Below are 24,856 nucleotides of genomic sequence, written 5' to 3'. Positions count from 1 at the left end.
AGCCTGCACAAAACGCTAACCGCAGGATGTGTCGTCGCTATGTCAATTCAGAAAATCGCTCAGCTGGCCGGGGTCTCCGTGGCGACGGTCTCCCGCGTGCTGAATAACAGCGACACCGTGAAGGCGAAAAACCGCGAGCGCGTTCTGCGGGCGATTCAGGAGAGCAACTACCAGCCAAACCTGCTCGCCCGTCAGCTGCGCACCGCCCGCAGCTATATGATCCTGGTGATGGTGTCCAACATTGCCAACCCGTTCTGCGCCGAAGTGGTGAAGGGCATCGAAGCCGAGGCGGAGAAAAACGGCTACCGCATTCTGCTGTGCAACTCCGGCTCGGACATCGAGCGCTCCCGCTCGGGCTTAAGCCTGCTCTCCGGCAAAATCGTCGACGGCATTATCACCATGGATGCATTCTCGAAACTGCCGGAACTGGCCGCGCTGATTGGCAACGCGCCGTGGGTACAGTGCGCTGAATACGCCGATGCGGGCGCGGTCTCCTGCGTCGGCATCAATGATGTGGACGCTTCACAGCATGCCGTCAGCCAGCTGGCCGACGGCGGCCGCAAGCGTATCGCGATGATCAACCACGATCTCAGCTACAAATATGCCCGCCTGCGCGAACGCGGCTACAAGAGCGTGATCCACCTGCGGGATCTGGACTATCAGGCGGTGGAGTATGCCAGCGATCTCAGCTCCGGGGCGGGCATGGCGGCGATGCAAAACCTGTTAAAAGATAATCCGCCGGATGCGGTATTTGCCGTTTCCGATACGCTGGCGGCGGGCGCGCTGCGCGCCATTCAGCAGGCAGGTCTTCGGGTGCCGGAGGATATTGCCGTGGTCGGCTTTGACGGTACGGAGCTGGCGGACATGATTTCGCTCACCACCATCGAACAGCCGTCGCGGGATATCGGGCGCAAGGCGGTCGATCTGCTCTTAAATAAGATCGACAACCCGGACGCGCCCACGGAAAGGGTGATGATGGACTGGCGCTTTATTTCCCGCGCCAGCACCTGATTATTGCGCGATGACGCCAGCCAGGGAGCGAATATCGTTTCCGGTTGGCGACTGGTGAATACGCAGGCCAAATTCATCCACCACCGCGAAAATATGATCGAAGATGTCGGCCTGAATATCTTCGTATTCCGCCCAGATCACCGTGTTGGTAAAGGCATATATTTCAATCGGCAGCCCGTTAGCATCCGGCGCGAGCTGGCGCACCATCAGCGTCATATCTTTACGAATACGCGGGTGGTTACGCAAATATTCATTCAGGTAGGCACGGAAGGTGCCGATATTGGTCATCTTGCGCAGGTTTAATACCGATTCTCCTTCGCCGTTCTGCTGATTCCACAGGTTAATTTCCTCATGACGCGCCGCCAGATACGGCTTCAGCAGTTTCGCCTGAATCAGTTTTTGCTGCTCCTGCTCGTCGAGGAAATGAATGCTGGTGGTATCGATATTCAGGCTGCGCTTGATGCGGCGACCACCGGAGGCGGACATGCCGCTCCAGTTGATGAACGCATCGGACACCAGCGCCCAGGTCGGGATGGTGGTGATGGTGTTATCGAAGTTGCGCACTTTCACGGTGGTCAGGCCGATGTCGGTCACCGTGCCGTTGGCGCCGTATTTCGGCATCTCCAGCCAGTCGCCGAGCTTGAGCATGTCGTTGGCGGAGAGCTGAATACCGGCCACCAGGCCGAGTATCGGGTCTTTAAAGACCAGCATCAGAACGGCAGCCATCGCACCCAGGCCGCTTATCAGAATGGCGGGTGACTGACCGATCAGCAGGGAGATAATTAGTATCCCCACCAGAATGGCGCTCACCAGCTTGATGCCCTGGAATATCCCCTTCAGCGGCAGCTGTGACGCGGTGGCCATTTTCTGCGACAGATTGAAAATCACGTCCAGCAACGAGAAGAAGGAGAGCAGGGCATAAACCATCACCCACAATTTCGCGCAGGTGGTAAGTAATTCCGCCGCTTCGCTGCCTTTTTGCAGCCACAGAACCGCCTGAACGTTGACGATTATCCCCTGGAGGGTAAACGCCAGACGGTGAAATAACTTGTTCTGCGTAATGATCTGCAACCATAAATGGCTGCTGGCCTGGGCGCGTTTCTCGAATGCGCGCAGCACCACTTTGTGCAGAATAAAATGAACGATAATGGCCGTAAGAAAAATAATACCAAAGATAATCACTAAAGAGGTGGTGTGATTAATTTCAATCCCTAACTCTTCAACCTGAGCAATTAATTCCTGCATAACGTCTCCTGTATTGATGCAGCCCCATAATGGCGGCTGCGGATCTATTATGCAAATTCAGGCAGTTTTATTTTGTCGCCGGACAGGCCTTGACGACCGGTAAACACAGACGATGGCGCATACGCAGCGTGGCCAGCGCCAGCACCACCATCATGGCCGTTTCCACCATCAGGAAGACATTGACCGCCTGGGTGTAATCTCCGTGATGATTTTGCAGCCCGTGCAGCAAAATCGCGCCGAAAATGGCCGGGCCAAGCCCCAGCGCAGCCTGTTGCAGCGTGCTTAAAATCGCGCTCGCGGCCCCCGCGTCGTCAGGCTGAATATCACGCATCCCGATACGGTAGAAGCTGTTTACAATCAGCGCCTGCCCGTAACCCACCAGCCCGGTGGCCGGGGCCAGCGTCAGCGCGGCATTCTGCATTCCCCAGTGACGGAACGTGGCGATCAACGCCACCAGACCGACAAGCTGAATCGCAAGTCCGGTCAGCAGGATGGCGCTGGTGCTGTAGCGGGCAATCAGGCGTGGGGCGAACCAGGCAGAAATAAAATAGGTGACGCCAAGCGCGATAAAGCTGTTCCCGGACTGCCACGGCGCCATCCCCAGACCGCTTTGCATGGTCAGCGCCATACAGAACATGAACCCGGACCAGACGCTGAAAAAGAGTATCCCGATTAGCACGCCAAAGCGGATGCTGCGCAGCTGCAACAGGCGCGGCGCGATGAGCGGGTGGGCATTCTCACGCTCTTTTTTGCGCGCGTTCAGCACCATTACACAGACCAGCGGCACAATCGCCAGCAGTGCGGCCTTCAGCGGCCACGACCAGTGCCACTGCGGGCCGAGCGCCATCGGGAACAGCAGACAGCACAGTATTGCCGTCAGCAGGACAGTCCCGGTCCAGTCAATGCGCGACGGCGTGTCGCGGCGGGTTTCCGGCACGTAGCGACGGCTCAGCGCCAGCACCACCAGACAAATCGGCACGTTGATAAAGAAGGCGTTGCGCCAGCCCAGCCCGGCGATGTCCGCCGACACCAGCCAGCCGCCACCCATCTGGCCGACGATAAACGCAATTCCGCCGATACCCCCGAACAGGCTGATCGCTCTGGCGTGTGCCGTTCCTTTTAACGTCACATGCAACGTCGCGAGAATTTGCGGCATGATCAGCGCGGCGCCCGCACCCTGAATAATGCGCGCGCCAAGCAACTGTTCGATATTGCCCGCCATGCCGCACAGCAGTGAGGCCAGGCCAAAACACGCCACGCCCCACATAAACAGGCGACGGCGGCCAAGGTTATCGCCCAGCTTGCTGCCGGGTGCCAGGCAGACGGCAAAGGCCACGCCGTAGAGGGCGACGATCAGCTCCAGTTCAGTGGCGGTGGCGTGTAATGAATGGGTGATGGAATCCAGCGCCACGTTGGTGATTGAGGTATCAATCAACGGCAGCATCTGGCCGGTTAACAGCAATATCAGGCCCGCACGACCCGGTGAAACAACTGACGTATTCATGGTGACTCCATTGCGTCAAACAGCGTAGAGTCGTAGCATCAACCATCTGATAAACGGGTACCAGTTCTTACTTATACTGGTACTGGCACTACCATGCAGGAGATGTTATGGCGCTGATGTCTGAACCTGTCACCTCTCTCCAGGATGACACCCGCAAGCAGCTGGGCGCGTTTTTGCGTGCCCGGCGCGAAAGCCTCGATCCGCAGCGCCTCGGCTTACCGCGCAGCGGTCGCCGCCGCACGCCGGGCCTGCGCCGGGAAGAGGTGGCGATGCTCGCGGATGTCGGCGTGACCTGGTACACCTGGCTGGAACAGGGTCGGGACGTCAATCCGTCCAGCGCGGTGATGGCCGCCATCGCAAAAGCGCTGCAATGCACCCCGACCGAAGCCCGGCATCTTTTTGTGCTCGCCGGTTTGCCGCCGGGCGAAGCCCCGCAGGCGGTGTGCTGTGAGGGGATCAGCGAAGGCACGCGTCGCCTGCTGGATACCCTGATGCCGAAACCCGCCAGCATTCAGAAACCGAACTTTGATATCGTGGCGTGGAACGACAGCTTCGGACACCTGATGGGCGTCGATTTCAACGCTATCCCGCCGGAAGATCGCAACTGTATTTACCTGTTCCTCACCCATCCGGCGTGGCGCGCGCGGCTCGGCAAACGTGACGACGTGCTGCCGATTTTCGTCTCCTACTTCCGCGCGGCAATGGCTGAGCACCGTGGCGACCCGCTCTGGGAAGCGAAGCTGGCGCGTTTTTTTGCGGTGTCCGAAGAGTTCAAAACCCTGTGGCACCAGCGTAACGACGTGCGCGGCGTGGAGAACCAGCTCAAGCTGTTCACCCATCCCGAGCTGGGGGATTTTCATCTCCAGCAGATGTACTGGTACTCCGCCCCGCGAAACGGATCGCGGCTGCTGGTCTATTTACCCGTGGATGAGGCAGGGGAGAGGGCGATGGCGTGGCTGGCGGAGCAGGGGATATAAATTTTTTGCGAGGGGCTTTCAGGGAATCAACGCTGCTCCGGTCCTGCCTGGAATAAGTTGGTAAGGTGAATAACGAAAGGCAAAATTAGCCTTTAATGCAAATTGCCTTACATGCTAATATTATCAGGGATGAAATACAGTGTTCAGACTTATCGTTCATGCGGCAGTCAGAGAGGAGATCCTCTCATTGCCTGCGGATGTTTATCAAGAAGACGCAAAAAACGCCCTCTGCTGAACTCCGTCTGGCACTGAAACGACAACAGGAGATGTTGGATGAGCAAGAAGATTATTGACTGGGATGAACTCAGAGCTGAACTGTTAAGCGATTCAGAAATTCAGGCTTCCTTTGATGCAGAAGAGCGCAAGGAGCGTCTGCAGGAGATGCTGGCGCAATGGCGCAATCATGCTGGTCTGACGCGCGCCCAGGTGGCGGAGCGGATGGGCGTCAGCGCACCGACGGTATCACGAATGGAAGCAAATATTACCCGGGCGAGTCTCGATACATTAACGCGTTATGCGCTGGTGTGCGGGGTAAAGCATCCGCAGATAACGATTTACTGAAAACGGGCACGCCGATAGCCGGCGTGCCAGAAGCGCTTAGCACTCAGTCACAATCGTGCTCAGCGGCAGGCGAGATTTCGGCAGCGTGGCGTTGAAATCTTCCACGCTGTGATGCCCGACCGGGACCACCACCAGGCTGGTGAAGCCTTTCTCTTTCAGGCCAAACTCTTCGTCGAGGATCGCGGCGTCAAACCCTTCGATGGGTACCGCATCCAGGCCCATCGCGGCCACGCCCAGCAGGAAGTTGCCGACGTTCAGGTAAACCTGCTTCGCCATCCACTGGTCGTCATCTTTCAGATCCACGCGGTGCATGTCGGCAAAATAGCAGCGGCCTTTGTGGTTCGCGGCTTTTGCTTCTGGCGTGGCGAAACGGCCGTCAGCCTCTTCCTGATCGACAACGCGCTCAAGCCAGGCATCGTCCATCGCGGTTTTCGCGCAGAACACCACTACGTGAGAGGCATCCAGCATTTTGCGTTCGTTAAACACATAGGTGCCCGCCGCGGATTTTGCCACGCGCGCTTTACCCTCTTCAGTGCTGGCAACAATAAAGTGCCACGGCTGGGAGTTGGTGCTGGACGGGCTGTATTGCAGCAGCGTTTTGATTTTTTCCGCTTCTTCTGCGGTCAGTTTTTTGGCTGGGTCGAACGCCTTGGTAGAGTGGCGTTTCAGGGCGACAGAAATAATATCCATAACAACTCCTGGTGATGAAATTCGCCCGCGGGCGGGCGTGAAAGGAAAGCAGATTACCGCGCGAAGCGGGAAAAGATAAGTGCGATTCGAGCGCTTATTCTGTTCGTCTGAGACGAACAATCAGGCTGGTCGAATCCACTTCTGATCTTTTTTCGGCAGTTTATCAACGACCAGATTCCACGAATCCGTAATCAGGTCGGTGACCAGTTCAGGCGTGATGTCGTCCGTGCCATAAAGGGAGATCCAGTGTTTTTTATTCAGATGGTAACCGGGCTCCACGCCACGGTAGATCTGCTGATTGAGCAGCGATTTTTCCGGATCGGATTTCAGGCTGACGTGGGCCCGACCGTGTGCGGTCGCCATCAGCATAAAAATTTTCCCGCCCACCTTAAACACGTCATACTCCGGGCCAAACGGCCAGCAATGTTCGGTAAAAGGCATCTCCAGCGCGACGCGTCTGGCATGTTCCTGCAAGGATTTACTGTCCATGGTTATCTTCCTCAGCAAGCCCGCGCCACATGGCTTCAAAGCCCAGCGCTTTAAAATCGACGGCACGGGACGGATCGCGGGCGGCAAACTCCATGGTGGTTTCAGCCAGCGATAAGAACATTGCATCACCGAAGGTCTTAAACTCGTCAGACATAAACACCGGGCGGATTGAACGACGACACAGTTCATGCAGTTCCGGGAACATGTCTTTCACCGCCTGCTCGGTTTCGGCGTTCAGCTTTTCACTGACGCCAATCTGACGGATAGCCGCATGCGCCAGGGGGTTACGAATGCCCCAGTCCACATAGCTGTTCCAGATATTGCGGGTATGCTCTTTTGGCTCGGTGATGGTGCGATCGAGATTCGCCAGCATGGTCTGGCAGAGATCCTGCTTCAGATGCTGGTAGAGGGCATTCAGCAGATCGTCTTTGGTAGCAAAGTAGCGAAACAGTGTCCCTTCAGCGACGCCCGCACTACGGGCAATTAACGCCGTTGAGGCGGCAATACCTGACTGCGCAAACGCAGCCGTTGCTGCTTCCAGTAAGGCCTGTTTTTTATCTTCACTCTTCGGACGTGCCACTAAATTTTTCCTCCCGTCAATTGTAAAAGCCCTGATTGAAACACGAGCCTTGATACGCTGCAACGCGGAATGTCAAAGATCGAAAACCTTCTTGACGGCGTAATCATCCTATCTATAATGAGTGCTTACTCACTCATAATCAAGTATCACCCGCGCAAACCATCGGATGGGGCGCGTAGGCGGGTCAGGAAATGAAAAAGCCTCTATTCATCTGCGTGGTGTTAGTCATGATTATTGCTTCAGCTGCCAGTTTACCGTTTGTACTGAATGCCGGATTTGGCCAGCCACCGCAGGGTGCGCAGCTCTCTGAAGTGGAAGCCTCTCCGCACTATCGCGACGGGCAATTCCATAACACGCTCCCTACGCCGGGCTTTACCGGGAAACAAAATATGCTGGTGGCGTGGTGGCAGTTCCTTACCCGTAAAACCGAAAACGCCCGTCCTGCGCAGCCGCTGCCGCTGGTGAAAACCGATCTGGCGAGCCTGTCGCCTGAACAGGACACGCTGGTGTGGCTCGGCCACTCCTCCTGGTATATGCAGCTGGCAGGGAAACGCATCCTGATCGATCCGGTTCTGAGTAGCTACGCCGCACCGTTCTCGTTTCTCAATAAAGCGTTTGCGGGGGAGTACCCGTGGCGTGCGGAGAGCATGCCGGAGATCGACCTGCTGATTATCTCCCACGATCATTATGACCATCTGGATTACGCCACCATCAAGGCGCTGCTGCCGAAGGTTAAGCGCGTGGTCACGCCGCTGGGCGTGGGTTCGCATCTGCGCTACTGGGGGATGACCCCGGAGATAATCGACGAGCGGGACTGGAACCAGTCGGTGCATATCAGCGATGCGCTGACGGTACATGTTCTGCCCGCGCGCCATTTTTCCGGGCGCGGCATTAAGCGTAACCAGACCCTGTGGGGGAGCTTTATGTTTGTCACCCCAGAGCGAAAGGTTTACTACAGCGGAGACTCCGGTTACGGCCCGCACTTCAAGGCTATTGGCGAGCAGTTTGGCGGAGTGGACTTAGCCACTATGGAAAACGGGCAGTACGACCAGGACTGGAAGTACATCCATATGCATCCGGCGGAAACGGCGCAGGCCTCGGCAGATCTCAATGCCAAAGCGGTCGTACCGGGACATAACGGGCGTTTTGTGCTGGCGAAACATACCTGGAACGATCCACTGATCCAGCTGGCGAAAGCCAGCAAGGATAAAAACTACCGGCTGCTGACGCCGGAGCTGGGCGAGCCCGTGCGGGTGAGTGATACCACGCAACAATTTCGCGAGTGGTGGGAATAATGTTTAAGCGAGAAGCAGAGGGGGAGAGCAGTATGACGATTTCCGCTCAGGTCATTGATACGATTGTCGAATGGATCGATGACAACCTACACCAGCCGTTACGCATCGAAGAGATTGCCCGCCATGCGGGTTACTCAAAATGGCATTTACAGCGGCTGTTTATGCAGTACAAAGGCGAAAGTCTGGGGCGCTACATCCGCGAACGCAAGCTGCTGATGGCGGCGCGCGATCTGCGTGAGTCAGACGAGCGCGTGTACGATATCTGCCTGCGCTACGGGTTTGACTCGCAGCAGACGTTTACCCGCATCTTTACCCGCACCTTCAACCAGCCGCCCGGGGCGTACCGCAAAGAAAACCACGGTCGGGCGCACTGAAAAACATCCCCTCACCCCGGCCCTCTCCCCAAAGGGGCGAGGGCGTAATCGTCCCCTCTCCCCTTTGGGGAGAGGGTTAGGGTGAGGGGATCAGACCGCACCATGCTTACCAGCTGTAATTCACCGTCGCCGTCACCGTCCGGCCAATCCCGTAGAAGCACGCCGTATCGCTTGCGCACGACGCCACATACTTTGTGTCTGCCACGTTATTGACGTTGAACTGCACGCTTGCCCCTTTCAGGCTGCGGTTCATCTCGCCCAGGTCGTAGCGCAGCATCGCGTCATACAGATCCACCGATGGCACCTTGAAGGTATTCTTCGCATCGCCGTAGCTGGTGCCGATGTAGCGCATCCCCACGCCAGCGGTCAGGCTCTTCAGCGCGCCGCCCGGAACGGTATAGCTGGCGAACGCCGATGCCATATGTGCCGGAATGCGCGCAGGCGTTTTGCCTTCAGTTCCCGCCACCGTGGTGCTTTCGGTTTTTGCATCGGTGTAAGTGTAGGAGCCAATCAGGTTGATGTTATCCATCAGCGTGGCGTGGATTTCCGCTTCAGCGCCTTTCGAACGCACCTTGCCCGCATTTTCGAACCAGCCTTCAGCGCTGTTATAGGTCGCGACGTTGTTCTGAGTTAAATCGTACAGCGCCAGGGTCATCAGCGTGGTGTCGACCGGCTGATATTTCACGCCAATCTCGGTCTGCTCCCCGGTAGTAGGCCTGAAGGGCGCAACGCCCGGCGCACGGTTGGTTTGCAGGTTCGGTTCAAACGAGGTGCTGTAGCTGATGTACGGCGACAGGCCAGAATCAAACGCGTACAGCAGGCCAGTGCGCCAGGTAAATTTGCTGTCGTTCTGCTGCGTAACGCTGTTATCGGTGAAGTCGCTGGTACGCACTTCGCTCCAGTCGTAGCGCCCGGAAACCAGCCACTCCCAGTTATTCCAGCTCATCTGATCCTGAAGATACAGGCCCATCTGGTCGAGATTTTGCTGCTCGTCGGACGCCGTTTTGAAGGTACTTTCATCCACGTTCACGCCGTAAACCGGGTTTGTCCAGTCAAGGTCATACTGTGAGCCGCTCCCGCGCGCCAGCAGCTGTTTATCCTTGCTGGTCTTGTAATCAAACCCGCCGAGCAGGGTGTGGCTGACGCTTCCGGTCTCCAGCTGATATTCCAGCTGGTTATCAAGGCCAAATTCGTTGGTCGTGCGCGCTTCACGCTGGGCGCGACGGGTCAACACCGTGCTGTTGGCCGCGCTGTTGGCGTAAACCAGATAACGATATTTCTGCTTGATGGTGGCGTAACGGGCGTTCTGGCGGAAGGTGAGGTTGTCGGCGAACTGGTGTTCCAGCTCGTAGCCAATCATCGTCTGCTCGCGCCAGGATTGATTGTAATTCGGATCGCTGACGTTAAAATCGCGCGGGATGTACTTCCCGTCGGCACTTTTCACCGTGCCATACGCGGGCAGGAAGTTGCGGTATCCGGCATCCGGATCTTTCTGGTAGCTGGTCAGCAGCGTAAAGCGGGTCTGATCGTTCGGGTACCAGGTGATTGCCGGGGCGATCGCCATCCGCGTCTCTTTATAATCGTCCACCTGATTATGCTGCGTACGGGCGATACCGTTCACGCGATACAGCACGCGGCCGTCGTCGCTCAGCCTGCCGCCGAAATCAAACGCACCTTCGGCGAGATCGTTATTGCCGGTGCGGAACTGCACGTTGTGAATGGCCTCCGCCGTCGGGCGCTTGCTGGTCATGCTGATTAACCCGCCAGGATTAACCTGTCCAAACAGGACCGAGGCCGGGCCGCGCACCAGCTCCACGCGCTCCAGCAGCCACGGGTCAACTGTGCCCGTCTGTGATGAGGCCGTTGCGCCAAAGCTTAAGCCGTCGAGGAATTTCGGCACGTAGCTAAAGCCGCGCACAAACACCTCGTCGTTACGGTTAGACGAGCCCCGGTACTCGGTAAACACGCCCGCCGAGTAGCGCAGCGCCTGCGAAACGGAGGTGACGTCCTGCATGTTCATCTGATCGCGGGTGATCACCGATACCGACTGCGGCGTCTTCACGATCTCCGCGCTGGTCTTGGTGGCGGAGAGCGTTTTCGTCGCCACAATGCCTTTTACGGGCGCAGTGGGCTCTTCACTCACGCCCTGCGTCACCGTAATCGTTTCTTCTTTCGTTTCTGCCTGAGCCGCGACGCTGGTCGTCGCCAGACTCAGTAGCCAGAGCCGCATTATCTTATTATTTTTAAACATTTTTATTGAACGTCCTTGGTTGCTATCGCCATAAAAGCACCGGTAAATCGCCGTTGATGATATTGCAAATTATTACCATTTGCATTAGCGTTGTTAACAAATTTCGTTGGGGAACAAGCGGTAATGAAGAGGGTATGGAGTGGGTTGCTGTTGGGGATCGGCGCGCTGCCCGCCGTGGCGGCAACGTGCGAGCAGACGTCCCGGCAGGGCGATATTCAGGGAAAGTTTGATGCCAGCGGCGAAGTCTGCTTCTCCCTGCCTGAACTGGGTGAAAACTACGTTTCCGCCACGCTGAATGGCGTGACGGATGCGCGCCTGCTTGATGGGCAAAACCGCCGCATCCGCACGCTGATCGAAAATGGTCCTGCGGACGGGGAACACACGCTGCTGTTTGCCCTGCCGGTGAAACAGAACACCTCGCTGGTGCTACACGGAGAAGCCGGTAAGCCGTGGCGTTTTCAGTGGCGGATGAAAGAGACCTCTCCGTTACCACGCGTGCAGATGCTGGCGCCTGAAAGCCCGACGCTGAAAGCGCTGGCAAGCGTCATTTCTGCCGGTGGAAGTACCGAGGCGTTCTGGCAGGCGCAGCGTCGACAGGGAACGCCGATGGTGGAGCCGGTAGATGCGAGCCATAAGCGCGTGACCTTTCTGTGGCGCGGCGCGCGGGATAACGTCTTCATTCTCGGCTCTCCGGCGGGGGATCACGATCCGCTGTTCCGCCTGGGCAACAGCGACGTCTGGTTCCGCAGCTATGTAGTCCCCGCTGATACGGTAATGCAGTACAAGCTCGCGCCCGATGTGCCGATCGTCGAGGGTTCCACACGCGATCAACGCCGCGCCATCCTGGTAAGCGCGCAGGCCGATCCGCTTAACCCGAATACCTTCGGGGAGCAGAAGACCGATCGCTGGAATCGCTTTTCTCTGCTCGATCTCAGCCCGGCGCGCTATTGCTCCGTTCAGGCCACTGCAAAGCCGCTGGTGCACGGGACGTTGAGCCGTCAGAGTTTTTCCAGCCACATCCTTGGCAACGCCCGCGACGTGATGATCTACCAACCGCGCGGCGCACAGCCTGCACGCTGGACGCTCATCCTTTTCGACGGACAGGTTTATCAGGACGAATACCATTTTGCCAACGTGCTGGACGGTCTGATTGCCCGGCATCACCTGCCGCCGATTAACGTGGTGTTTATCGACAGCCTCGATCACGCCCGTCGCGGCAACGAGCTGCCGCCGAACCCGGATTTTGCTGACTTTATGGCGCACGAGCTGCTGCCGTGGCTGCGGGGGAAGGGCATCGGCATGCAGCGGCAGAAAACCGTACTGGCAGGATCCAGCTACGGGGGAATTGCCTCTTCATGGGTGGCGCTGCGCTATCCGCGCCTGTTTGGCAACGTGCTGAGCCTTTCCGGTTCTTACTGGTGGGCGCCGGAAGGTGACGCCCCGGGCTGGCTGACGCGTCAGTACCAACAGTCTCCACCGTATCCGGTGCGCTTCTGGTTACAGGCCGGGAAGTTTGAAACCGCGGGGCCGGGCGGCGGCATCTATCGCACCACGCAGGATTTTGAACAGGTGCTGAGGAAAAAAGGCTACCGAGTCAGCTTCCACCCCTCATCCAGCGGCCACGACTACGCGGCCTGGTGTGAAGCGCTGATCCACGGGATGCGCGATCTCACTGGCTTACGACGCCAGTGAAAACCAGCGGCGCCAGATGAAACGCAGGATAAAGAATTCGATGGCGCCGAGCACCAAAAACCACAGACAGAACAGAATGGTGTACAGCTGATTCAGATCGACCATATGAAAGGTCTGAACCAGCTTCTGCGCCAGCACCAGACCCAGCGACGGCGCAGGTAACAGCAGGCAGGAGAGCAGGGCCATCAGCAAAATGCCCCCTGCGGTGAGCAGCGATTCTAACGGGTGTTTCATCGTAATGTTAATCGTCAGTTAAAAATGTCATTGTCCGGCATCCTGAAACGTAAAGCAATATCATCCCCGCGGGCAAAATTGGGTGAAAGGCCACCGTTATTCTGCGAATTAATAACAGAAAACAAATAATATTTTCGGGGCGATTAAATTAATATCGCGTTATGTAAATAAACGTCTTTCTCACGAAAATAATTTTACAAAGCTATAGGTGCTATATCCAATTAACGTCGCAATAACAATGGCTGCGACAATGTATAACGCCAGACGCCGTCCGCGATAAATACCAAACATGCTTCCTCCTCGTTTAGTGTTGGTTTAGAAATATTTTGTAAAAATCAACGCGTCGAAATAATTTTAATCAGTTTTGAATAACCGGGTAGTCAATATATTGCGGTAGATCAATTTAACCCGCAAGACTTAAAAATGAATTATTTAAAGCCAGAAAGGAATTCCGGCTTCCGTCCACCGGATATTGAAGGAAAAATACCATGACCAAAAAAAATTTCTCGCAGAATATGCCACCCGCAGGCGGGCAGGCGTACCAGCAGACCGTAGAGCAGGTGCTTGCTCAGGCGCAGAGCCAGGCTAATGGCCTGGACCGCGCCGAGGTGCAGGCGCGTTTGCAGAAACATGGCCCGAACGCGCTACCGGAGAAAAAAGGCAAGCCGGGCTGGCTGCGTTTTCTCGCGCATTTTAACGATGTCCTGATTTACGTCCTGCTGGCAGCCGCCGTATTAACGGCAGTAATGGGACACTGGGTTGATACGCTGGTTATTCTGGGCGTGGCGGTAATCAATGCCTTAATTGGCCACATTCAGGAAAGTAACGCGGAAAAATCCCTGAAGAGTATTCGCAATATGCTCTCCAGCGAGGCGCGCGTTATTCGTAACGGCAACCATGAAACTATCCCGACGACGGAAATCGTCCCGGGCGATATTATTGTGTTGCGCGCAGGAGATCGTATTCCGGCGGATATGCGCTTAATCGAAGCGCATAATTTACGCGTGGAAGAGGCTATTCTGACCGGTGAATCCACCGTGGTGGATAAACACACGAACCCGCTGAGCGGCGAATTACCGCTGGGCGACCGCACGAACCTGGTCTTTTCCGGTACGACGGTCAGCGCGGGCGGCGGCGTGGGCGTGGTCATTGCCACGGGCCAGGAGACCGAACTCGGCCACATCAACCAGATGATGGCGGGCATTGAAAAACACCGCACCCCGCTGCTGGTGCAGATGGACAAGCTGGGCAAAGCGATCTTCGCCATCATTCTGGCGATGATGGCCGCGCTGTTTGTCTTCAGCCTGGTGTTCCGCGAGATCCCGATGGGCGAGCTGCTGCTCTCCCTGATTAGCCTGGCGGTCGCCTCCGTACCGGAAGGTCTGCCGGCAATTATCTCCATCATCCTCTCTCTGGGCGTACAGGCGATGGCGCGCAAGCGGGCGATTATCCGCAAGCTGCCGACGGTTGAAACCCTGGGCGCGATGACCGTGGTCTGCTCGGATAAAACCGGCACCCTGACCATGAACGAGATGACGGTGAAAGCCATCATCACCGCCGACACCTGCTACCGCGTGGACGGCAACAGCTACGAGCCGGTGGGCAACATCTATCTCGAAGGCAGCGATGAGCCGGTGCAGATCCAGCCGGGCACCGTGCTGGAGCAGTACCTGCGCACCATCGACCTGTGTAACGACAGCCAGCTGATTCAGGACGAGCGCGGCCTGTGGGGCATTACCGGCGGCCCGACCGAGGGCGCGCTGAAGGTGCTGGCGGCCAAAGCCCACCTCGAGCCGGTCGTGACCACGCTGGTTAACAAGATCCCGTTCGACTCTCAGTACAAGTACATGAGCACCCACTACCAGATTGGCGGTGAGGAGCAGATTTTGATCACCGGCGCGCCGGACGTGATTTTCGCCCTGTGTGAGCAGCAGCAGACCCGCAACGGTGCGCAACCCTTTGACCGCGCGTACTGGGAAACGGAGATGGAGCGCTATGCGCGTCAGGGGCTGCGCATGGTCGCCGCGGCGTTCAAGCCAGCGAACGGTGAGCAGGCATTGACTCACGACGATCTGAGCCACGGCCTGATCTTCCTCGGCATCGCCGGGATGATGGATCCGCCGCGTCCGGAAGCGATTGAGGCGATTAACGCCTGCCAGCAGGCGGGGATCCGCGTGAAGATGATCACCGGGGATCACCCACAGACGGCGATGAGCATCGGCCAGATGCTGGGGATCACCAACAGCGAGCAGGCGGTTACCGGCTATCAGCTGGAGAAAATGGACGACGCCGAGCTGGCGGAAGCGGCGGTAAAATATGACATCTTCGCCCGTACCAGCCCGGAGCATAAGCTGCGCCTGGTGAAAGCATTGCAGGATAAAGGCGAAATCGTCGGTATGACCGGTGACGGCGTGAACGACGCGCCGGCGCTGCGCCAGGCGGACGTGGGTATCGCGATGGGCATCAAAGGCACGGAAGTCACCAAAGAGGCGGCGGACATGGTCCTGACGGACGATAACTTCGCCACCATCGCCAGCGCGGTGAAAGAGGGGCGTCGCGTTTACGACAACCTGAAGAAGACCATCCTGTTCATCATGCCGACCAACCTGGCGCAGGGGCTTTTAATTGTGATTGCGCTGCTGGCGGGGAACATCATTCCGCTGACGCCGGTGCTGATTCTGTGGATGAACATGGCGACCTCCGCCACGCTCTCCTTCGGCCTGGCCTTCGAGGCCGCCGAGCGCAACATCATGCGCCGCCCGCCGCGCCAGACCGGGCAGCACGTAATGGACGCCTACGCCGTCTGGCGCGTGGCCTTCGTCGGCACCATGATTGCCATCGCCGCCTTTGCGCTGGAAGCCTGGCTGGCCCCGCGCGGGCACAGCGCGGAGTTCATCCGCACCGTGCTGCTCCAGATGCTGGTCTGCGCCCAGTGGGTGTACATGATTAACTGCCGCAATACCGAAGGGTTCTCCCTGAACCGCGGCCTGCTGGCGAACAAAGGGATCTGGCTGGTAACGGGCGTGCTGTTCCTGCTCCAGGCGGCGATCATCTACCTGCCGTTTATGCAGATGCTGTTCGGCACCGAAGCGCTTCCGCTGCGCTACTGGTTCGTGACGCTGGCGGTGGCGGGGGTGATGTTCTTCGTCGTCGAAATCGAGAAGCGACTGACCCGCAGGTTCCGTAAGGCTGCATAACTTTTTGCCCTCACCCTAACCCTCTCCCACAGGGAGAGGGAACCCTGACCTCCCTCTCCCTGTGGGAGAGGGCCGGGGTGAGGGAAAACAACGCCGAGGTACTTCTTAATGAAATTCCCACTCCTGTTCGCGCTCCTCGCCTGCACCCTGCAACCCGCGTTCGCCGCAGTCATTCCCGTGCGTGTTGCCACCGTGGAGCAAACCGCCCACGCCGCCGAGCGCCAAATTCCGGGCCGCATTGAAGCTATCCACACCGTTGAACTGCGTGCACGTACGGAAGGCGTCATCACCAGAATCCACTTCCGCGATGGCCAGTATGTGAAAAAAGGCGACGTGTTGTTCGAACTGGACGACGCCGAGCCGCGCGCCGCCCTGCGTCTGGCGCAGGCCGAAGTGAGAAGCGCCGAAGCCACGCTGCGTCAGGCGCAGCAGCAGCTGTCCCGCTTCGAAAGCCTTGGCAGCAGCAACGCCATCAGCCGCCACGACGTGGACAACGCCCGCATGCAGCGCGACGTAGCGAGCGCCGCGCTGGAGCAGGCGAAAGCCCGGCTCGAGACCCGCAGCGTCACCCTCAACTACACGCGCATTACCTCACCGATTGACGGACGCGTGGGGCACAGCAACTTTCACGTCGGCAGCCTGGTGAATCCTGCCAGCGGTGTGCTGGTGGAGGTGGTGCAGCTCGATCCGATCCGCATCGCCTTTGCGCTGGAAGAGGGCGCGTTTGCCACCAAAGCCGGACAGCATGCGGATATCAGCGCCATGAAGCAGGCCTGGCAGGCGCTGATTGACAGCAACGGCCAGCGCATCAGCGGGGAACTCACCTCCGTGGACAACCGCATCGACCCGCGTACCGCCAGCGTGATGCTGCGCGCCGAGTTCGCCAACCCGCGCCATCAGCTGCTGCCCGGCGGCAATGTGAACGTTTACCTGCGTCCGGCAAGCGAGCTACCGGTGCTGACTCTGCCCGCCGCTGCCGTACAGCAGAATGGCGACGGGTTCTTCGCCTGGGTGATTAACGCCGAGGATAAAGCCGAAATGCGTCCGCTGAAGGTCGCCGGGCAGATCGGCCAGCAGTTCCAGATTGCCTCCGGCGTGAAGCCCGGTGAGCGAGCGATTACTGACGGTGCGCAGCGCGTGCAGCCAGGCGTTGCCGTCCAGATACTGAATTAAGGAGCCATCATGCTGACGTTTTTCATCAAACGCCCGCGCTTTGCGATGGTGATTGCGCTGGTCATCACCCTGCTGGGGGCCATCGCGCTGAGGATTATTCCGGTGGAGCAGTACCCGCAGATCACCCCGCCGGTCGTGAATGTGTCAGCGTCATGGCCGGGCGCCAGCTCGGCTGACGTGGCGGAGGCCATCGCCACGCCGCTGGAGACGCAGCTGAACGGGGTGGATCATATGCTCTATATGGAGTCCACCAGTTCTGACGAAGGCACGTACAGCCTGAACATCACCTTTGCGGCAGGCACCGACCCGGATCTCGCCGCCATCGACGTGCAGAACCGCGTGGCGCAGGCCGTGGCGCAGCTGCCGACCGAGGCACAGCAAAACGGCGTGCAGGTGCGCAAGCGCGCCACCAACCTGATGATGGGGGTAAGCCTTTACTCACCGAACAACACCCACACGCCGCTGTTCGTCAGCAACTACGCCAGCACCCAGGTGCGCGAGGCGCTGTCGCGTCTGCCGGGCGTCGGGCAGGTACAGATGTTTGGCGCACGTGACTACAGCATGCGCATCTGGCTGAGGCCGGACCGCATGAACGCCCTGAACGTGACCAGCGATGACGTGGCGCAGGCGCTGCGCGAGCAGAACGTGCAGGGGGCGGCGGGCCAGGTCGGCACGCCGCCGGTGTTTAACGGCCAGCAGCAGACGCTGACCATTAACGGGCTGGGGCGCTTAAACCAGGCCGACGACTTTGCCAATATCATTATCCGCGCCGGGGAGATGGGGCAGCTGGTGCGCCTGAAGGACGTCGCCACCATCGAGCTTGGCTCGCGCAGCTACAGCTCTGGCGCGCAGCTGAACGGGCATGACTCCGCCTATTTGGGTATCTACCCGACGCCGTCCGCCAACGCCCTGCGCGTGGCCGATGCGGTGCGCGCGGAGCTGGAACGGTTATCCACGCGCTTCCCGGACGATCTGGTCTATGAAGTCAAATTCGACACCACCTCGTTTGTGGCCGCCACCATCAAAGAGATTGGCGTCTCGCTGGCGCTGACGATGCTGGCGGTGGTGGTCGTGGTGTCCCTGTTCCTGCAAAGCTGGCGCGCGACGCTGATTGTCGCCCTTGCCATTCCGGTGTCGCTGGTGGGCACCTTCGCGGTGCTCTATACGCTCGGCTACTCCGCCAATACGCTGAGCCTGTTCGCCATCATTCTGGCGCTGACCATGGTGGTGGATGACGCCATCGTGGTGGTGGAGAGCGTCGAAACCCTGATGGCGGAAGGGCAGAGCCGCACGGCGGCGACCGCGCTGGCGCTGCGCCAGATTGCCGGGCCAGTGATTGCCACCACGCTGGTGCTGCTGGCGGTGTTTGTACCGGTGGCGCTCCTGCCAGGGATAGTGGGCGAGCTATACCGCCAGTTTGCGGTGACGCTCTCGACCGCCGTCACGCTCTCAAGCCTGGTGGCGCTGACCCTGACGCCCGCGCTCTGCGCGCTGCTGCTGCGCCCGCGTCCGGCACAGCCCGCCGCCGTTTTCCGTGGGTTCAACCGCGGGCTGGACGCCACGCGCATGCTTTACACCCGGATCGTGAGCGTGTTCAACCTCCGTCCGTGGCTGGCGCTGCTGGCCACCGCAGGCGCGGCGGCGGTGGTGGTATTCAGCTTTATGTCGATGCCAAAGGGCTTCCTGCCCCAGGAGGATCAGGGCTACTTCTTCGCCAGCGTCCAACTGCCGGAGGCAGCCTCGCTGGAGCGCACCGAAGCGGTGATGACCACCGCGCGCGAGCTGATCGTTAAAAACCCGGCGGTAGAAGACGTGATTCAGGTCTCCGGGTTTAACATCCTCAACGGCACCAGCGCATCGAACGGCGGGTTTATCTCCATCATGCTCAAAGACTGGAGCGAGCGTCCGCCGCTGGATGAGGTGATGGGCACCCTTCAGCGCCAGCTGCTGGCCCTGCCGGAAGCCACCATCATGACCTTTGCGCCGCCGACGCTGCCGGGGCTGGGCAACGCCTCCGGCTTTGACCTGCGCATTCAGGCGCAGGCGGGGCAAAGCCCGGCGGAGCTGGAGCGCGTGACGCGTGAGGTGCTGGCGAAAGCCAACCAGCACCCGCAGCTGAGCCGCGTGTTCACCACCTGGAGCAGCAACGTGCCGCAGATGACGCTCACCGTTGACCGCGAGCGCGCGGCCCGCCTCGACGTGCCGGTGTCACGCATCTTCAGCAGCCTGCAAACCGCCTTTGGCGGCACGCGCGCCGGGGATTTCAGCGTCAACAACCGCGTCTACCACGTAGTGATGCAGAACGAAATGCAGTGGCGCGAGCGCGCGGAGCAAATCAGCGAGCTGTTCGTGCGCAGCAACAGCGGCGAGCGGGTGCGTCTGAGCAACCTCGTCACCATCACGCCGACCGTCGGCGCGCCATTTATTCAGCAGTACAACCAGTTCCCGTCGGTATCGGTGAGCGGCTCGGCAGCGGAAGGGGTGAGCAGCAGCACCGCAATGGCGGCGATGGGCGAGATTTTGGCGGAAAACCTGCCAGCCGGGTACGACTACGCCTGGAGCGGCATGTCGTATCAGGAGCAGCAGACCGGCAATCAGGCGATATGGATCGTGCTGGCGGCGGTGGTGATGGCGTGGCTGTTCCTCGTCGCCCAGTATGAGAGCTGGACGCTGCCGGCGAGCGTGATGCTCTCGGTGCTGTTCGCCATCGGCGGGGCGCTGGTCTGGCTGTGGCTGGCGGGCTATGCCAACGACGTGTACGTGCAGATTGGTCTGGTGCTACTGATAGCCCTCGCCGCCAAGAACGCAATTCTTATCGTGGAGTTTGCCCGCGCCCGGCGCATGGACGGAATGGCGATTGTCGATGCCGCACGGGAGGGAGCATCGCGCCGCTTCCGCGCGGTAATGATGACCGCCGTGTCGTTCATTATCGGCGTCCTGCCGATGATGCTGGCGACCGGGGCGGGTGCCCAGAGCCGCCGCATCATCGGCACTACGGTCTTCAGCGGCATGCTGGTGGCGACCGTGGTGGGGATAGTGTTCATCCCGGCGCTGTTCGTGCTGTTCCAGCGCCTGCGCGAGTGGGGCCACGGCATTACGGACTCGTCGCCCACAGCTCACAGTGCTTCTGCACCAGAGAAATCAGCGAGCCGCCATCGGCGATAAAGTCCCGCATGCGCTGCGCCTCGCTCTTGCCCTGCTTTAACAGCAGGGCAATTTCCTTGATTGCGCTTGTCGCGCCGAGCTTCTCGGCGGACGGCGCAACCTGCTCCAGCAGCCAGGCGATATCTTCCGCCACGGTTTTGTGCTCGCCGGTATGCACGTCTGTCAGAATGCCTTCCAGCCCGTAGCGACAGGCCTGAAAACGGTTAAAGCGATACAGCAGAAAATCCCGTTCCTGATGCTTATACGGCCGCGCGGTCAACAGCCAGTGCGACGTCGCCTGAATAAGCCCGGCGATGTTAATCGCGTGGCCGAGCGTCAGCGGCGTATCCATTACCCGCACCTCCACGGTGCCAAAATGCGGGCTGGGGCGGATGTCCCAGTGCAGATCCTTAATGCTGTCGATCATGCTGGTGGAGCTCAGGCGGCGGAACAGCCCCTCGAACTCCTGCCAGCTGTTGACCCACGGCATCTGTCCGTTATCCGGGAAGCCCGAGAAGATGTTGAGACGCGATGAGGCGAACTTCGTGTCCGTGCCCTGCATATACGGTGATGCGGCGGCCAGGGCGATAAAGTGCGGCACAAAGCGCGACAGGCCGTGCAGCAGATAAATTGCGTCGTCCCCGGTCCGACAGCCGACGTGTACGTGCTGGCCGAACACCGTTGCCTGCAAAATCAGATAGCCAAAGCGCTCCAGCGTGACGTTATAGCGCTCGTCGTCACACACCTCCTGACGCTGCCACTTCTGGAACGGATGCGTCCCGCCGCCGCAGATCTGGATGTGATGCTCCGCCGCCGCGCGCAGGATGCTCTGCTGCATCACTGAGAACTGCGCCGCCGCCTGGTCGATGGTCTGGCACACGCCGGTGGCGATTTCGAGCATGCTTTCGGTGATGTCGTGTTTGACTTCGCCCCCTTTGATGTCGTCTTTGACGGCGGCGATGAGGGCAGAGGAGTCCTGGCTCAGATCGTAACCCGGCGGGTTAACCACCTGGAGTTCGAGCTCAATGCCGAGGGTATAAGGTTCAGAGGATTTGAAGTCGGGTAAGGGCATGGCGCACTCCGTTGTCTGTTATGAATTGAGTATAGACAATGGGCGTGGCGCGCTCTTTTCAGGGTGGTATAACTGATAGCAGGCTTAGCAAAAGGGGAGTGACCCATGTCTGACTATCCAACCATTGCGCTGACAGGACCCGGTGCGATTGGGACCACCATCGCCGCGGTGCTGCATGAAGCGGGCCGCACGCCGCTGCTGTGTGGTCGCACCGCGCATCCGGAACTGCGCCTGCGTCATGATGAGGGTGAAACTGTGGTGCCCGGTCCGGTACTCACCGATCCCAGCGTCATTACGCGCCCCGTTGACCTCGTTTTTTTGGCGGTCAAAACGACACAAAATGCCGACAGCGCCGGGTGGCTGCGTGCCCTGTGCGATGAAAACACCGTGGTCTGCGCGCTGCAAAACGGCGTGGAGCAGAAAGCCCAGCTTGCGCCTTTGGTTAATGGCGCAACGGTACTGCCCTCGGTGGTCTGGTTCCCTGCCCAGCGCGAGCCGGATGCCTCCGTCTGGCTGCGCGCCAAACCGCGCCTTACGCTGCCGGACGTGCCGCAGGCGCAGCGGGTGGTGGAGGCGCTTCGCGGCACGCGCTGTGACGTTGAGTTCTCGACAGATTTCACTACCGTTGCCTGGCGCAAGCTGCTGCAAAACGCGGTCGCCGGGCTGATGGTGCTGGCCAATCGCCGCGCCGGGATGTTCAGGCGCGAGGATATCAGCGAGCTGGCGCTGGCCTACCTGCGCGAGGGGCTGACCGTCTCCCGCGCCGAAGGGGCGAAGCTGGACGATGCGGTGGCGGAGGAGATCCTGGCGAACTTCCAACGCGCGCCCGTGGATTTAGGTACGTCGATTCTCGCTGACCGCCAGGCGGATCGCCCGATGGAGTGGGACATCCGCAACGGCGTGATCCAGCGCTATGGCCGCAGGCACGGGATTGCGGTGCCCGTCAGCGACGTGGTGGTGCCGCTGCTGGCGGCGGGGAGTGAGGGGCCGGGGTGAGCCAGGGTCTGGCGAGAAGGAAGACCCGGCCGTTGTGCGCCGGGTAACTCTCTTACTTACCCTGACGGGCTTTCTCAGCGTTTAGCTCTTCCATTGTTGCTTCCAGGATCCAGAGGCACTGAGCACCCTCAACCGTATCCAGCAGCGCCCGGCGGGTGCGCTGATAGAACGCGTCGACTTCGGCGGGGGATTTCTCTAGAGGCGGCGTGCAGACGATATCGCTGCCAACCATGTGCGGCCACTTTCCCGCGTCAATGGTCTGGAGCGCTTTCAGTGTGGCGCTGGTGTTTGTTGTGAGCGCTGCGGCCAAAGCATCCTCCAGCAGTTGCGCCTGCCTGGCGTCAGCCGTGGCAGCCAGCGTTGGGGCTTGCTCAATCCAGTGTGTGTCACCTGAGGCGATTCCATGAAGTGCTGATGGCCAGTCAGTGCAGGCTGCAATGGCTGGGACAGTGAGCGCACAAAGCACCAGGACGATTGGATATTTCATCGCACTACCTCAAGCTCACCGCCGTCACGAAGGATTTTACGTCGCGTTGACAGTGAGAGAATAATGCACCCCTCCGAAGCAAATCCGGCTGGACCGTACTTATGGTCACCATGAATGCGGAACTCTGAACGACCAAAACTCTCTCCCGAAGTTTGCTCAAGGATAATGGTAATGGGTCCTTTAGAATTCGAATGTCCCGCAATTTTATATGTTCCGCGCGGCAATGGACCCAGACCCTTCACATGCTGACGGTCCGGATTATTTTTATTGGTAAGGGCACCGGAATATCCTGTCTCAATTAATTTGCCGTCTTTATACATCTTGCCAGTTGATTGCTCATACTTCCATCCCATAATGTTCTCCTTATGCCGTCTTACGGTCATTCCAGCTATCTGAATGCATGATGTTACCGTCCACGTAGCGCCAGGTAATTTTTTCATAGAGCAGCTCTACCAGCTCAAGATGGTTATGCTTCTCATAGTCAGGATCTTTGATATCAAGCATCATTGGACAGACGCTGGCGATCTTCACGCCTTCCAGAAGGGTGGAAAAATATTCCACTTCCTGACCAGCATCGTTGATACGGTAAAACTTTATCTCTGCGGATTTTAGCTTCTGGCCCGTGCTAACAGCCTTGTACAAATAGGGGCTGGAAGCGTCGATCTCTTTATCGAAAGAATAGGGGGAATGGATGCGAAGACTTGTCGCCTTGCCGTTATGCTTGTCCGTGGGCTGCATTATGCCGTGATTTAAGGCGATAATCTCGATGCTTCCTTCACGTCCATATATATCGACAGAGCCTTTTATATCAGCGCCGCCGTCATCTTTAAGCCATAAATAAGCTGGAATAGCCATTTGTTTAAAACTCCATTTAAGGAAATCCTGAAAAGACCTTATGGTTTATCTAGTTACGTAACTAGTGCAACGCTAGCGCGTACAAAATTGGCCGTCAATTTTGTACAGGGTGGATATAAAACGATCTGCGGTTTCGTTGATGCAAATTAAGAAAGTATGGGGGCTTATGGTTTGGATCTGGATAAATTGTTAATGATTAATACGGTGGTTTTGCTTAAATAATAATTAAGTGAATATTAATTGAAGATGTAATAAATACTTGAATGTTTATTGGGTATTCTGTCTATTTGACTCTTTATTAATTGTTTAAAAACGCATAACGGCTCGTCTGAATATCCACCTATCCGTAGCGACACACCTGAAAACGGTAAAGAGGTACCGCAGAAAATCCCGTTCCTGATGCTTATAAGGCCGCGTGGTCAGCAGCCAGTGTGACGTGGCCTGGATCAGCCAGGCGATATTAATCGCGTTGTTGAGCGTCAGCGGCTTATCCGTCGACCGCACCTGCATGGTGCTAATGTGCGGGCTGGGGCGAATGTCCCAGTGCAGATCTTTAATGCTGTCGATCCTGTCCGACCGTCAGGCGGATCTCCTGATGGAGTGGGACATACGCAACGGCGTGATCCAGCGCTATGGCCGCAGGCACGGGATTGCGGTGCCCGTCAGCGATGTGGTGGTGCCGCTGCTGGCGGCGGGGAGCGAGGGGCCGGGGTGAGAGAGATAGTGGTATTAACGTCTGGGGAATTGGTCTGGGTGAAAACCTCGCATCAGTTCCCTACAAACGCACTCACCGGCAAACCAAAACGCTTCGCCAGCGCGCATATGATCCAGCGTTAACGTGCCTGATCTATCTTGGTCTGAAATATTTGTTTAAGTTGCGTAGCGTATTCAGGAATTGCTTGCTGAGAAGAAGTGCAGCGGAGATAGTTTTGCTAACCAGGTTATATAGAAACGTGTGAAAGATGCGTCCGCTATGTGTCAATAACAGGCATTGCGGGATATGTATGAGACTGGCCGCCATTCCCGATA

General features: G+C 58.3%; 21 protein-coding genes and 3 pseudogenes. 12 read left to right on the top strand and 12 right to left on the bottom strand.

Features of this window, described 5'->3' with window-relative positions:
* The first annotated feature begins 39 nt into the window (after window positions 1-39).
* Window positions 40-1,011 (top strand): LacI family DNA-binding transcriptional regulator, encoded by a 972-nt coding sequence (locus tag ACOTX4_RS05555; RefSeq protein WP_032608772.1) that lies wholly within the window; start codon window positions 40-42, stop codon window positions 1,009-1,011.
* Here the strand turns inward: ACOTX4_RS05555 and ACOTX4_RS05550 are convergent, their stop codons facing one another.
* Together ACOTX4_RS05550 and ACOTX4_RS05545 are read right to left on the bottom strand one after the other, a co-directional pair.
* Entirely contained in the window at window positions 1,012-2,256 is a 1,245-nt protein-coding gene (locus tag ACOTX4_RS05550) for a mechanosensitive ion channel family protein (RefSeq protein WP_023315564.1), read from the bottom strand.
* A 67-nt stretch (window positions 2,257-2,323) separates the two neighbouring features.
* Window positions 2,324-3,760, bottom strand: coding sequence for an MFS transporter (locus tag ACOTX4_RS05545; RefSeq protein ID WP_421635359.1), 1,437 nt, complete (start codon window positions 3,758-3,760; stop codon window positions 2,324-2,326).
* Between the two features lie 107 nt (window positions 3,761-3,867).
* Between ACOTX4_RS05545 and ACOTX4_RS05540 the strand changes: the two genes are divergently transcribed.
* The 3 genes and pseudogenes from ACOTX4_RS05540 (at window position 3,868) to ACOTX4_RS05530 (ending at window position 5,298) form a co-directional block, all read left to right on the top strand.
* Entirely contained in the window at window positions 3,868-4,737 is an 870-nt protein-coding gene (locus ACOTX4_RS05540; RefSeq protein WP_003858886.1) for a helix-turn-helix transcriptional regulator, read from the top strand.
* A gap of 191 nt (window positions 4,738-4,928) precedes the next feature.
* Window positions 4,929-5,030: pseudogene (locus ACOTX4_RS05535) on the top strand (type II toxin-antitoxin system RelE/ParE family toxin); the annotation flags it as partial.
* Window positions 5,011-5,298 (top strand): helix-turn-helix domain-containing protein, encoded by a 288-nt coding sequence (locus ACOTX4_RS05530; protein WP_045332435.1) that lies wholly within the window; start codon window positions 5,011-5,013, stop codon window positions 5,296-5,298. The pseudogene ACOTX4_RS05535 and the gene ACOTX4_RS05530, both read left to right, overlap by 20 nt.
* Window positions 5,299-5,334: 36 nt before the next feature.
* On the opposite strand, the gene nfsB is transcribed toward ACOTX4_RS05530, so the two are convergent.
* The 3 genes from nfsB to ACOTX4_RS05515 all read right to left on the bottom strand — a co-directional run bounded on the left by nfsB (window position 5,335) and on the right by ACOTX4_RS05515 (window position 7,057).
* Window positions 5,335-5,988 (bottom strand): oxygen-insensitive NAD(P)H nitroreductase, encoded by a 654-nt coding sequence (gene nfsB, locus ACOTX4_RS05525; protein WP_003858884.1) that lies wholly within the window; start codon window positions 5,986-5,988, stop codon window positions 5,335-5,337.
* A gap of 120 nt (window positions 5,989-6,108) precedes the next feature.
* On the bottom strand, window positions 6,109-6,477 hold the full coding sequence (locus ACOTX4_RS05520; protein ID WP_003858883.1) for an MmcQ/YjbR family DNA-binding protein: 369 nt from the start codon (window positions 6,475-6,477) through the stop codon (window positions 6,109-6,111).
* Window positions 6,467-7,057 carry a TetR/AcrR family transcriptional regulator gene (locus ACOTX4_RS05515; protein WP_421635358.1) on the bottom strand — a complete coding sequence of 197 codons (591 nt, stop codon included), beginning with the start codon at window positions 7,055-7,057 and terminating at the stop codon, window positions 6,467-6,469. Before ACOTX4_RS05515 ends, ACOTX4_RS05520 begins: the two co-directional genes overlap by 11 nt.
* Window positions 7,058-7,248: 191 nt before the next feature.
* Here ACOTX4_RS05515 and ACOTX4_RS05510 point away from each other — a divergent pair, with 191 nt between their 5' ends.
* On the top strand, window positions 7,249-8,352 hold the full coding sequence (locus ACOTX4_RS05510) for a RomA family MBL fold metallo-hydrolase (RefSeq protein ID WP_045332433.1): 1,104 nt from the start codon (window positions 7,249-7,251) through the stop codon (window positions 8,350-8,352).
* Window positions 8,353-8,384: 32 nt separating this feature from the next.
* Window positions 8,385-8,726 (top strand): RamA family antibiotic efflux transcriptional regulator, encoded by a 342-nt coding sequence (locus ACOTX4_RS05505; RefSeq protein ID WP_003858880.1) that lies wholly within the window; start codon window positions 8,385-8,387, stop codon window positions 8,724-8,726.
* A gap of 106 nt (window positions 8,727-8,832) precedes the next feature.
* On the opposite strand, the gene ACOTX4_RS05500 is transcribed toward ACOTX4_RS05505, so the two are convergent.
* Window positions 8,833-10,977 carry a TonB-dependent siderophore receptor gene (locus ACOTX4_RS05500; RefSeq protein ID WP_003858878.1) on the bottom strand — a complete coding sequence of 715 codons (2,145 nt, stop codon included), beginning with the start codon at window positions 10,975-10,977 and terminating at the stop codon, window positions 8,833-8,835.
* 123 nt (window positions 10,978-11,100) lie between these two features.
* Between ACOTX4_RS05500 and ACOTX4_RS05495 the strand changes: the two genes are divergently transcribed.
* The gene (locus ACOTX4_RS05495) at window positions 11,101-12,669 is read left to right on the top strand and encodes an alpha/beta hydrolase-fold protein (protein WP_045332430.1); all 1,569 of its coding nucleotides are present in this window, start codon (window positions 11,101-11,103) and stop codon (window positions 12,667-12,669) included.
* Here ACOTX4_RS05495 and ACOTX4_RS05490 read toward each other — a convergent pair.
* A complete protein-coding gene (locus tag ACOTX4_RS05490) occupies window positions 12,655-12,903 on the bottom strand; it encodes a DUF1158 domain-containing protein (protein WP_003858875.1) in 249 nt (82 codons plus the stop codon). The two genes, ACOTX4_RS05495 and ACOTX4_RS05490, sit on opposite strands and share 15 nt — an antisense overlap.
* A 488-nt stretch (window positions 12,904-13,391) precedes the next feature.
* Here ACOTX4_RS05490 and ACOTX4_RS05485 point away from each other — a divergent pair, with 488 nt between their 5' ends.
* The 3 genes from ACOTX4_RS05485 to ACOTX4_RS05475 all read left to right on the top strand — a co-directional run bounded on the left by ACOTX4_RS05485 (window position 13,392) and on the right by ACOTX4_RS05475 (window position 20,438).
* Entirely contained in the window at window positions 13,392-16,100 is a 2,709-nt protein-coding gene (locus ACOTX4_RS05485; protein ID WP_045332429.1) for a cation-transporting P-type ATPase, read from the top strand.
* A gap of 108 nt (window positions 16,101-16,208) precedes the next feature.
* Complete coding sequence (locus ACOTX4_RS05480) at window positions 16,209-17,273, top strand: efflux RND transporter periplasmic adaptor subunit (protein ID WP_045332428.1); 1,065 nt, start codon at window positions 16,209-16,211, stop codon at window positions 17,271-17,273.
* 9 nt (window positions 17,274-17,282) lie between these two features.
* Window positions 17,283-20,438 (top strand): efflux RND transporter permease subunit, encoded by a 3,156-nt coding sequence (locus tag ACOTX4_RS05475; protein WP_063938031.1) that lies wholly within the window; start codon window positions 17,283-17,285, stop codon window positions 20,436-20,438.
* Here ACOTX4_RS05475 and ACOTX4_RS05470 read toward each other — a convergent pair.
* Complete coding sequence (locus tag ACOTX4_RS05470; RefSeq protein WP_003858868.1) at window positions 20,368-21,489, bottom strand: YbdK family carboxylate-amine ligase; 1,122 nt, start codon at window positions 21,487-21,489, stop codon at window positions 20,368-20,370. The genes ACOTX4_RS05475 and ACOTX4_RS05470 overlap by 71 nt on opposite strands.
* Window positions 21,490-21,594: 105 nt before the next feature.
* Here ACOTX4_RS05470 and ACOTX4_RS05465 point away from each other — a divergent pair, with 105 nt between their 5' ends.
* On the top strand, window positions 21,595-22,485 hold the full coding sequence (locus ACOTX4_RS05465) for an oxidoreductase (RefSeq protein ID WP_045332425.1): 891 nt from the start codon (window positions 21,595-21,597) through the stop codon (window positions 22,483-22,485).
* Window positions 22,486-22,537: 52 nt separating this feature from the next.
* On the opposite strand, the gene ACOTX4_RS05460 is transcribed toward ACOTX4_RS05465, so the two are convergent.
* The 4 genes and pseudogenes from ACOTX4_RS05460 to ACOTX4_RS05445 all read right to left on the bottom strand — a co-directional run.
* Window positions 22,538-22,972 carry a hypothetical protein gene (locus tag ACOTX4_RS05460; protein WP_045332424.1) on the bottom strand — a complete coding sequence of 145 codons (435 nt, stop codon included), beginning with the start codon at window positions 22,970-22,972 and terminating at the stop codon, window positions 22,538-22,540.
* A complete protein-coding gene (locus ACOTX4_RS05455; RefSeq protein ID WP_006809708.1) occupies window positions 22,969-23,325 on the bottom strand; it encodes a tlde1 domain-containing protein in 357 nt (118 codons plus the stop codon). The genes ACOTX4_RS05460 and ACOTX4_RS05455 overlap by 4 nt, the downstream gene beginning before the upstream one ends.
* A gap of 10 nt (window positions 23,326-23,335) precedes the next feature.
* Window positions 23,336-23,827, bottom strand: a complete 492-nt coding sequence (locus tag ACOTX4_RS05450; protein ID WP_003858859.1) for an Hcp family type VI secretion system effector — start codon at window positions 23,825-23,827, stop codon at window positions 23,336-23,338.
* Between the two features lie 343 nt (window positions 23,828-24,170).
* Window positions 24,171-24,394, bottom strand: a pseudogene (locus tag ACOTX4_RS05445) (glutamate-cysteine ligase family protein); the annotation flags it as partial.
* Here ACOTX4_RS05445 and ACOTX4_RS05440 point away from each other — a divergent pair.
* Window positions 24,390-24,542, top strand: a pseudogene (locus ACOTX4_RS05440) (ketopantoate reductase C-terminal domain-containing protein); the annotation flags it as partial. The pseudogenes ACOTX4_RS05445 and ACOTX4_RS05440 sit on opposite strands and share 5 nt — an antisense overlap.
* Between the last annotated feature and the right edge of the window lie 314 nt (window positions 24,543-24,856).

The organism is Enterobacter cloacae complex sp. IR5459 (genome assembly GCF_049238005.1).
GTDB lineage: Bacteria > Pseudomonadota > Gammaproteobacteria > Enterobacterales > Enterobacteriaceae > Enterobacter > Enterobacter hormaechei_C.
The sequence above is the reverse complement of the archived record's forward strand: the minus strand, read 5'-3'. Positions and strand labels throughout refer to the sequence as shown.

What these genes read in the sequence shown, in the direction of transcription:
- ACOTX4_RS05475 (WP_063938031.1), top strand. Translation starts at nt 17,283, where the DNA reads ATGCTGACGTTTTTCATCAAACGCCCGCGCTTTGCGATGGTGATTGCG.
- ACOTX4_RS05495 (WP_045332430.1), top strand. Translation starts at nt 11,101, where the DNA reads ATGAAGAGGGTATGGAGTGGGTTGCTGTTGGGGATCGGCGCGCTGCCC.
- ACOTX4_RS05555 (WP_032608772.1), top strand. Translation starts at nt 40, where the DNA reads ATGTCAATTCAGAAAATCGCTCAGCTGGCCGGGGTCTCCGTGGCGACG.
- ACOTX4_RS05480 (WP_045332428.1), top strand. Translation starts at nt 16,209, where the DNA reads ATGAAATTCCCACTCCTGTTCGCGCTCCTCGCCTGCACCCTGCAACCC.
- ACOTX4_RS05460 (WP_045332424.1), bottom strand. Translation starts at nt 22,972, where the DNA reads ATGAAATATCCAATCGTCCTGGTGCTTTGTGCGCTCACTGTCCCAGCC.
- ACOTX4_RS05450 (WP_003858859.1), bottom strand. Translation starts at nt 23,827, where the DNA reads ATGGCTATTCCAGCTTATTTATGGCTTAAAGATGACGGCGGCGCTGAT.
- ACOTX4_RS05500 (WP_003858878.1), bottom strand. Translation starts at nt 10,977, where the DNA reads ATGTTTAAAAATAATAAGATAATGCGGCTCTGGCTACTGAGTCTGGCG.
- ACOTX4_RS05455 (WP_006809708.1), bottom strand. Translation starts at nt 23,325, where the DNA reads ATGGGATGGAAGTATGAGCAATCAACTGGCAAGATGTATAAAGACGGC.
- ACOTX4_RS05465 (WP_045332425.1), top strand. Translation starts at nt 21,595, where the DNA reads ATGTCTGACTATCCAACCATTGCGCTGACAGGACCCGGTGCGATTGGG.
- ACOTX4_RS05520 (WP_003858883.1), bottom strand. Translation starts at nt 6,477, where the DNA reads ATGGACAGTAAATCCTTGCAGGAACATGCCAGACGCGTCGCGCTGGAG.
- ACOTX4_RS05510 (WP_045332433.1), top strand. Translation starts at nt 7,249, where the DNA reads ATGAAAAAGCCTCTATTCATCTGCGTGGTGTTAGTCATGATTATTGCT.
- ACOTX4_RS05540 (WP_003858886.1), top strand. Translation starts at nt 3,868, where the DNA reads ATGGCGCTGATGTCTGAACCTGTCACCTCTCTCCAGGATGACACCCGC.
- ACOTX4_RS05545 (WP_421635359.1), bottom strand. Translation starts at nt 3,760, where the DNA reads ATGAATACGTCAGTTGTTTCACCGGGTCGTGCGGGCCTGATATTGCTG.
- ACOTX4_RS05505 (WP_003858880.1), top strand. Translation starts at nt 8,385, where the DNA reads ATGACGATTTCCGCTCAGGTCATTGATACGATTGTCGAATGGATCGAT.
- ACOTX4_RS05550 (WP_023315564.1), bottom strand. Translation starts at nt 2,256, where the DNA reads ATGCAGGAATTAATTGCTCAGGTTGAAGAGTTAGGGATTGAAATTAAT.
- ACOTX4_RS05490 (WP_003858875.1), bottom strand. Translation starts at nt 12,903, where the DNA reads ATGAAACACCCGTTAGAATCGCTGCTCACCGCAGGGGGCATTTTGCTG.
- ACOTX4_RS05470 (WP_003858868.1), bottom strand. Translation starts at nt 21,489, where the DNA reads ATGCCCTTACCCGACTTCAAATCCTCTGAACCTTATACCCTCGGCATT.
- ACOTX4_RS05530 (WP_045332435.1), top strand. Translation starts at nt 5,011, where the DNA reads ATGAGCAAGAAGATTATTGACTGGGATGAACTCAGAGCTGAACTGTTA.
- nfsB (WP_003858884.1), bottom strand. Translation starts at nt 5,988, where the DNA reads ATGGATATTATTTCTGTCGCCCTGAAACGCCACTCTACCAAGGCGTTC.
- ACOTX4_RS05485 (WP_045332429.1), top strand. Translation starts at nt 13,392, where the DNA reads ATGACCAAAAAAAATTTCTCGCAGAATATGCCACCCGCAGGCGGGCAG.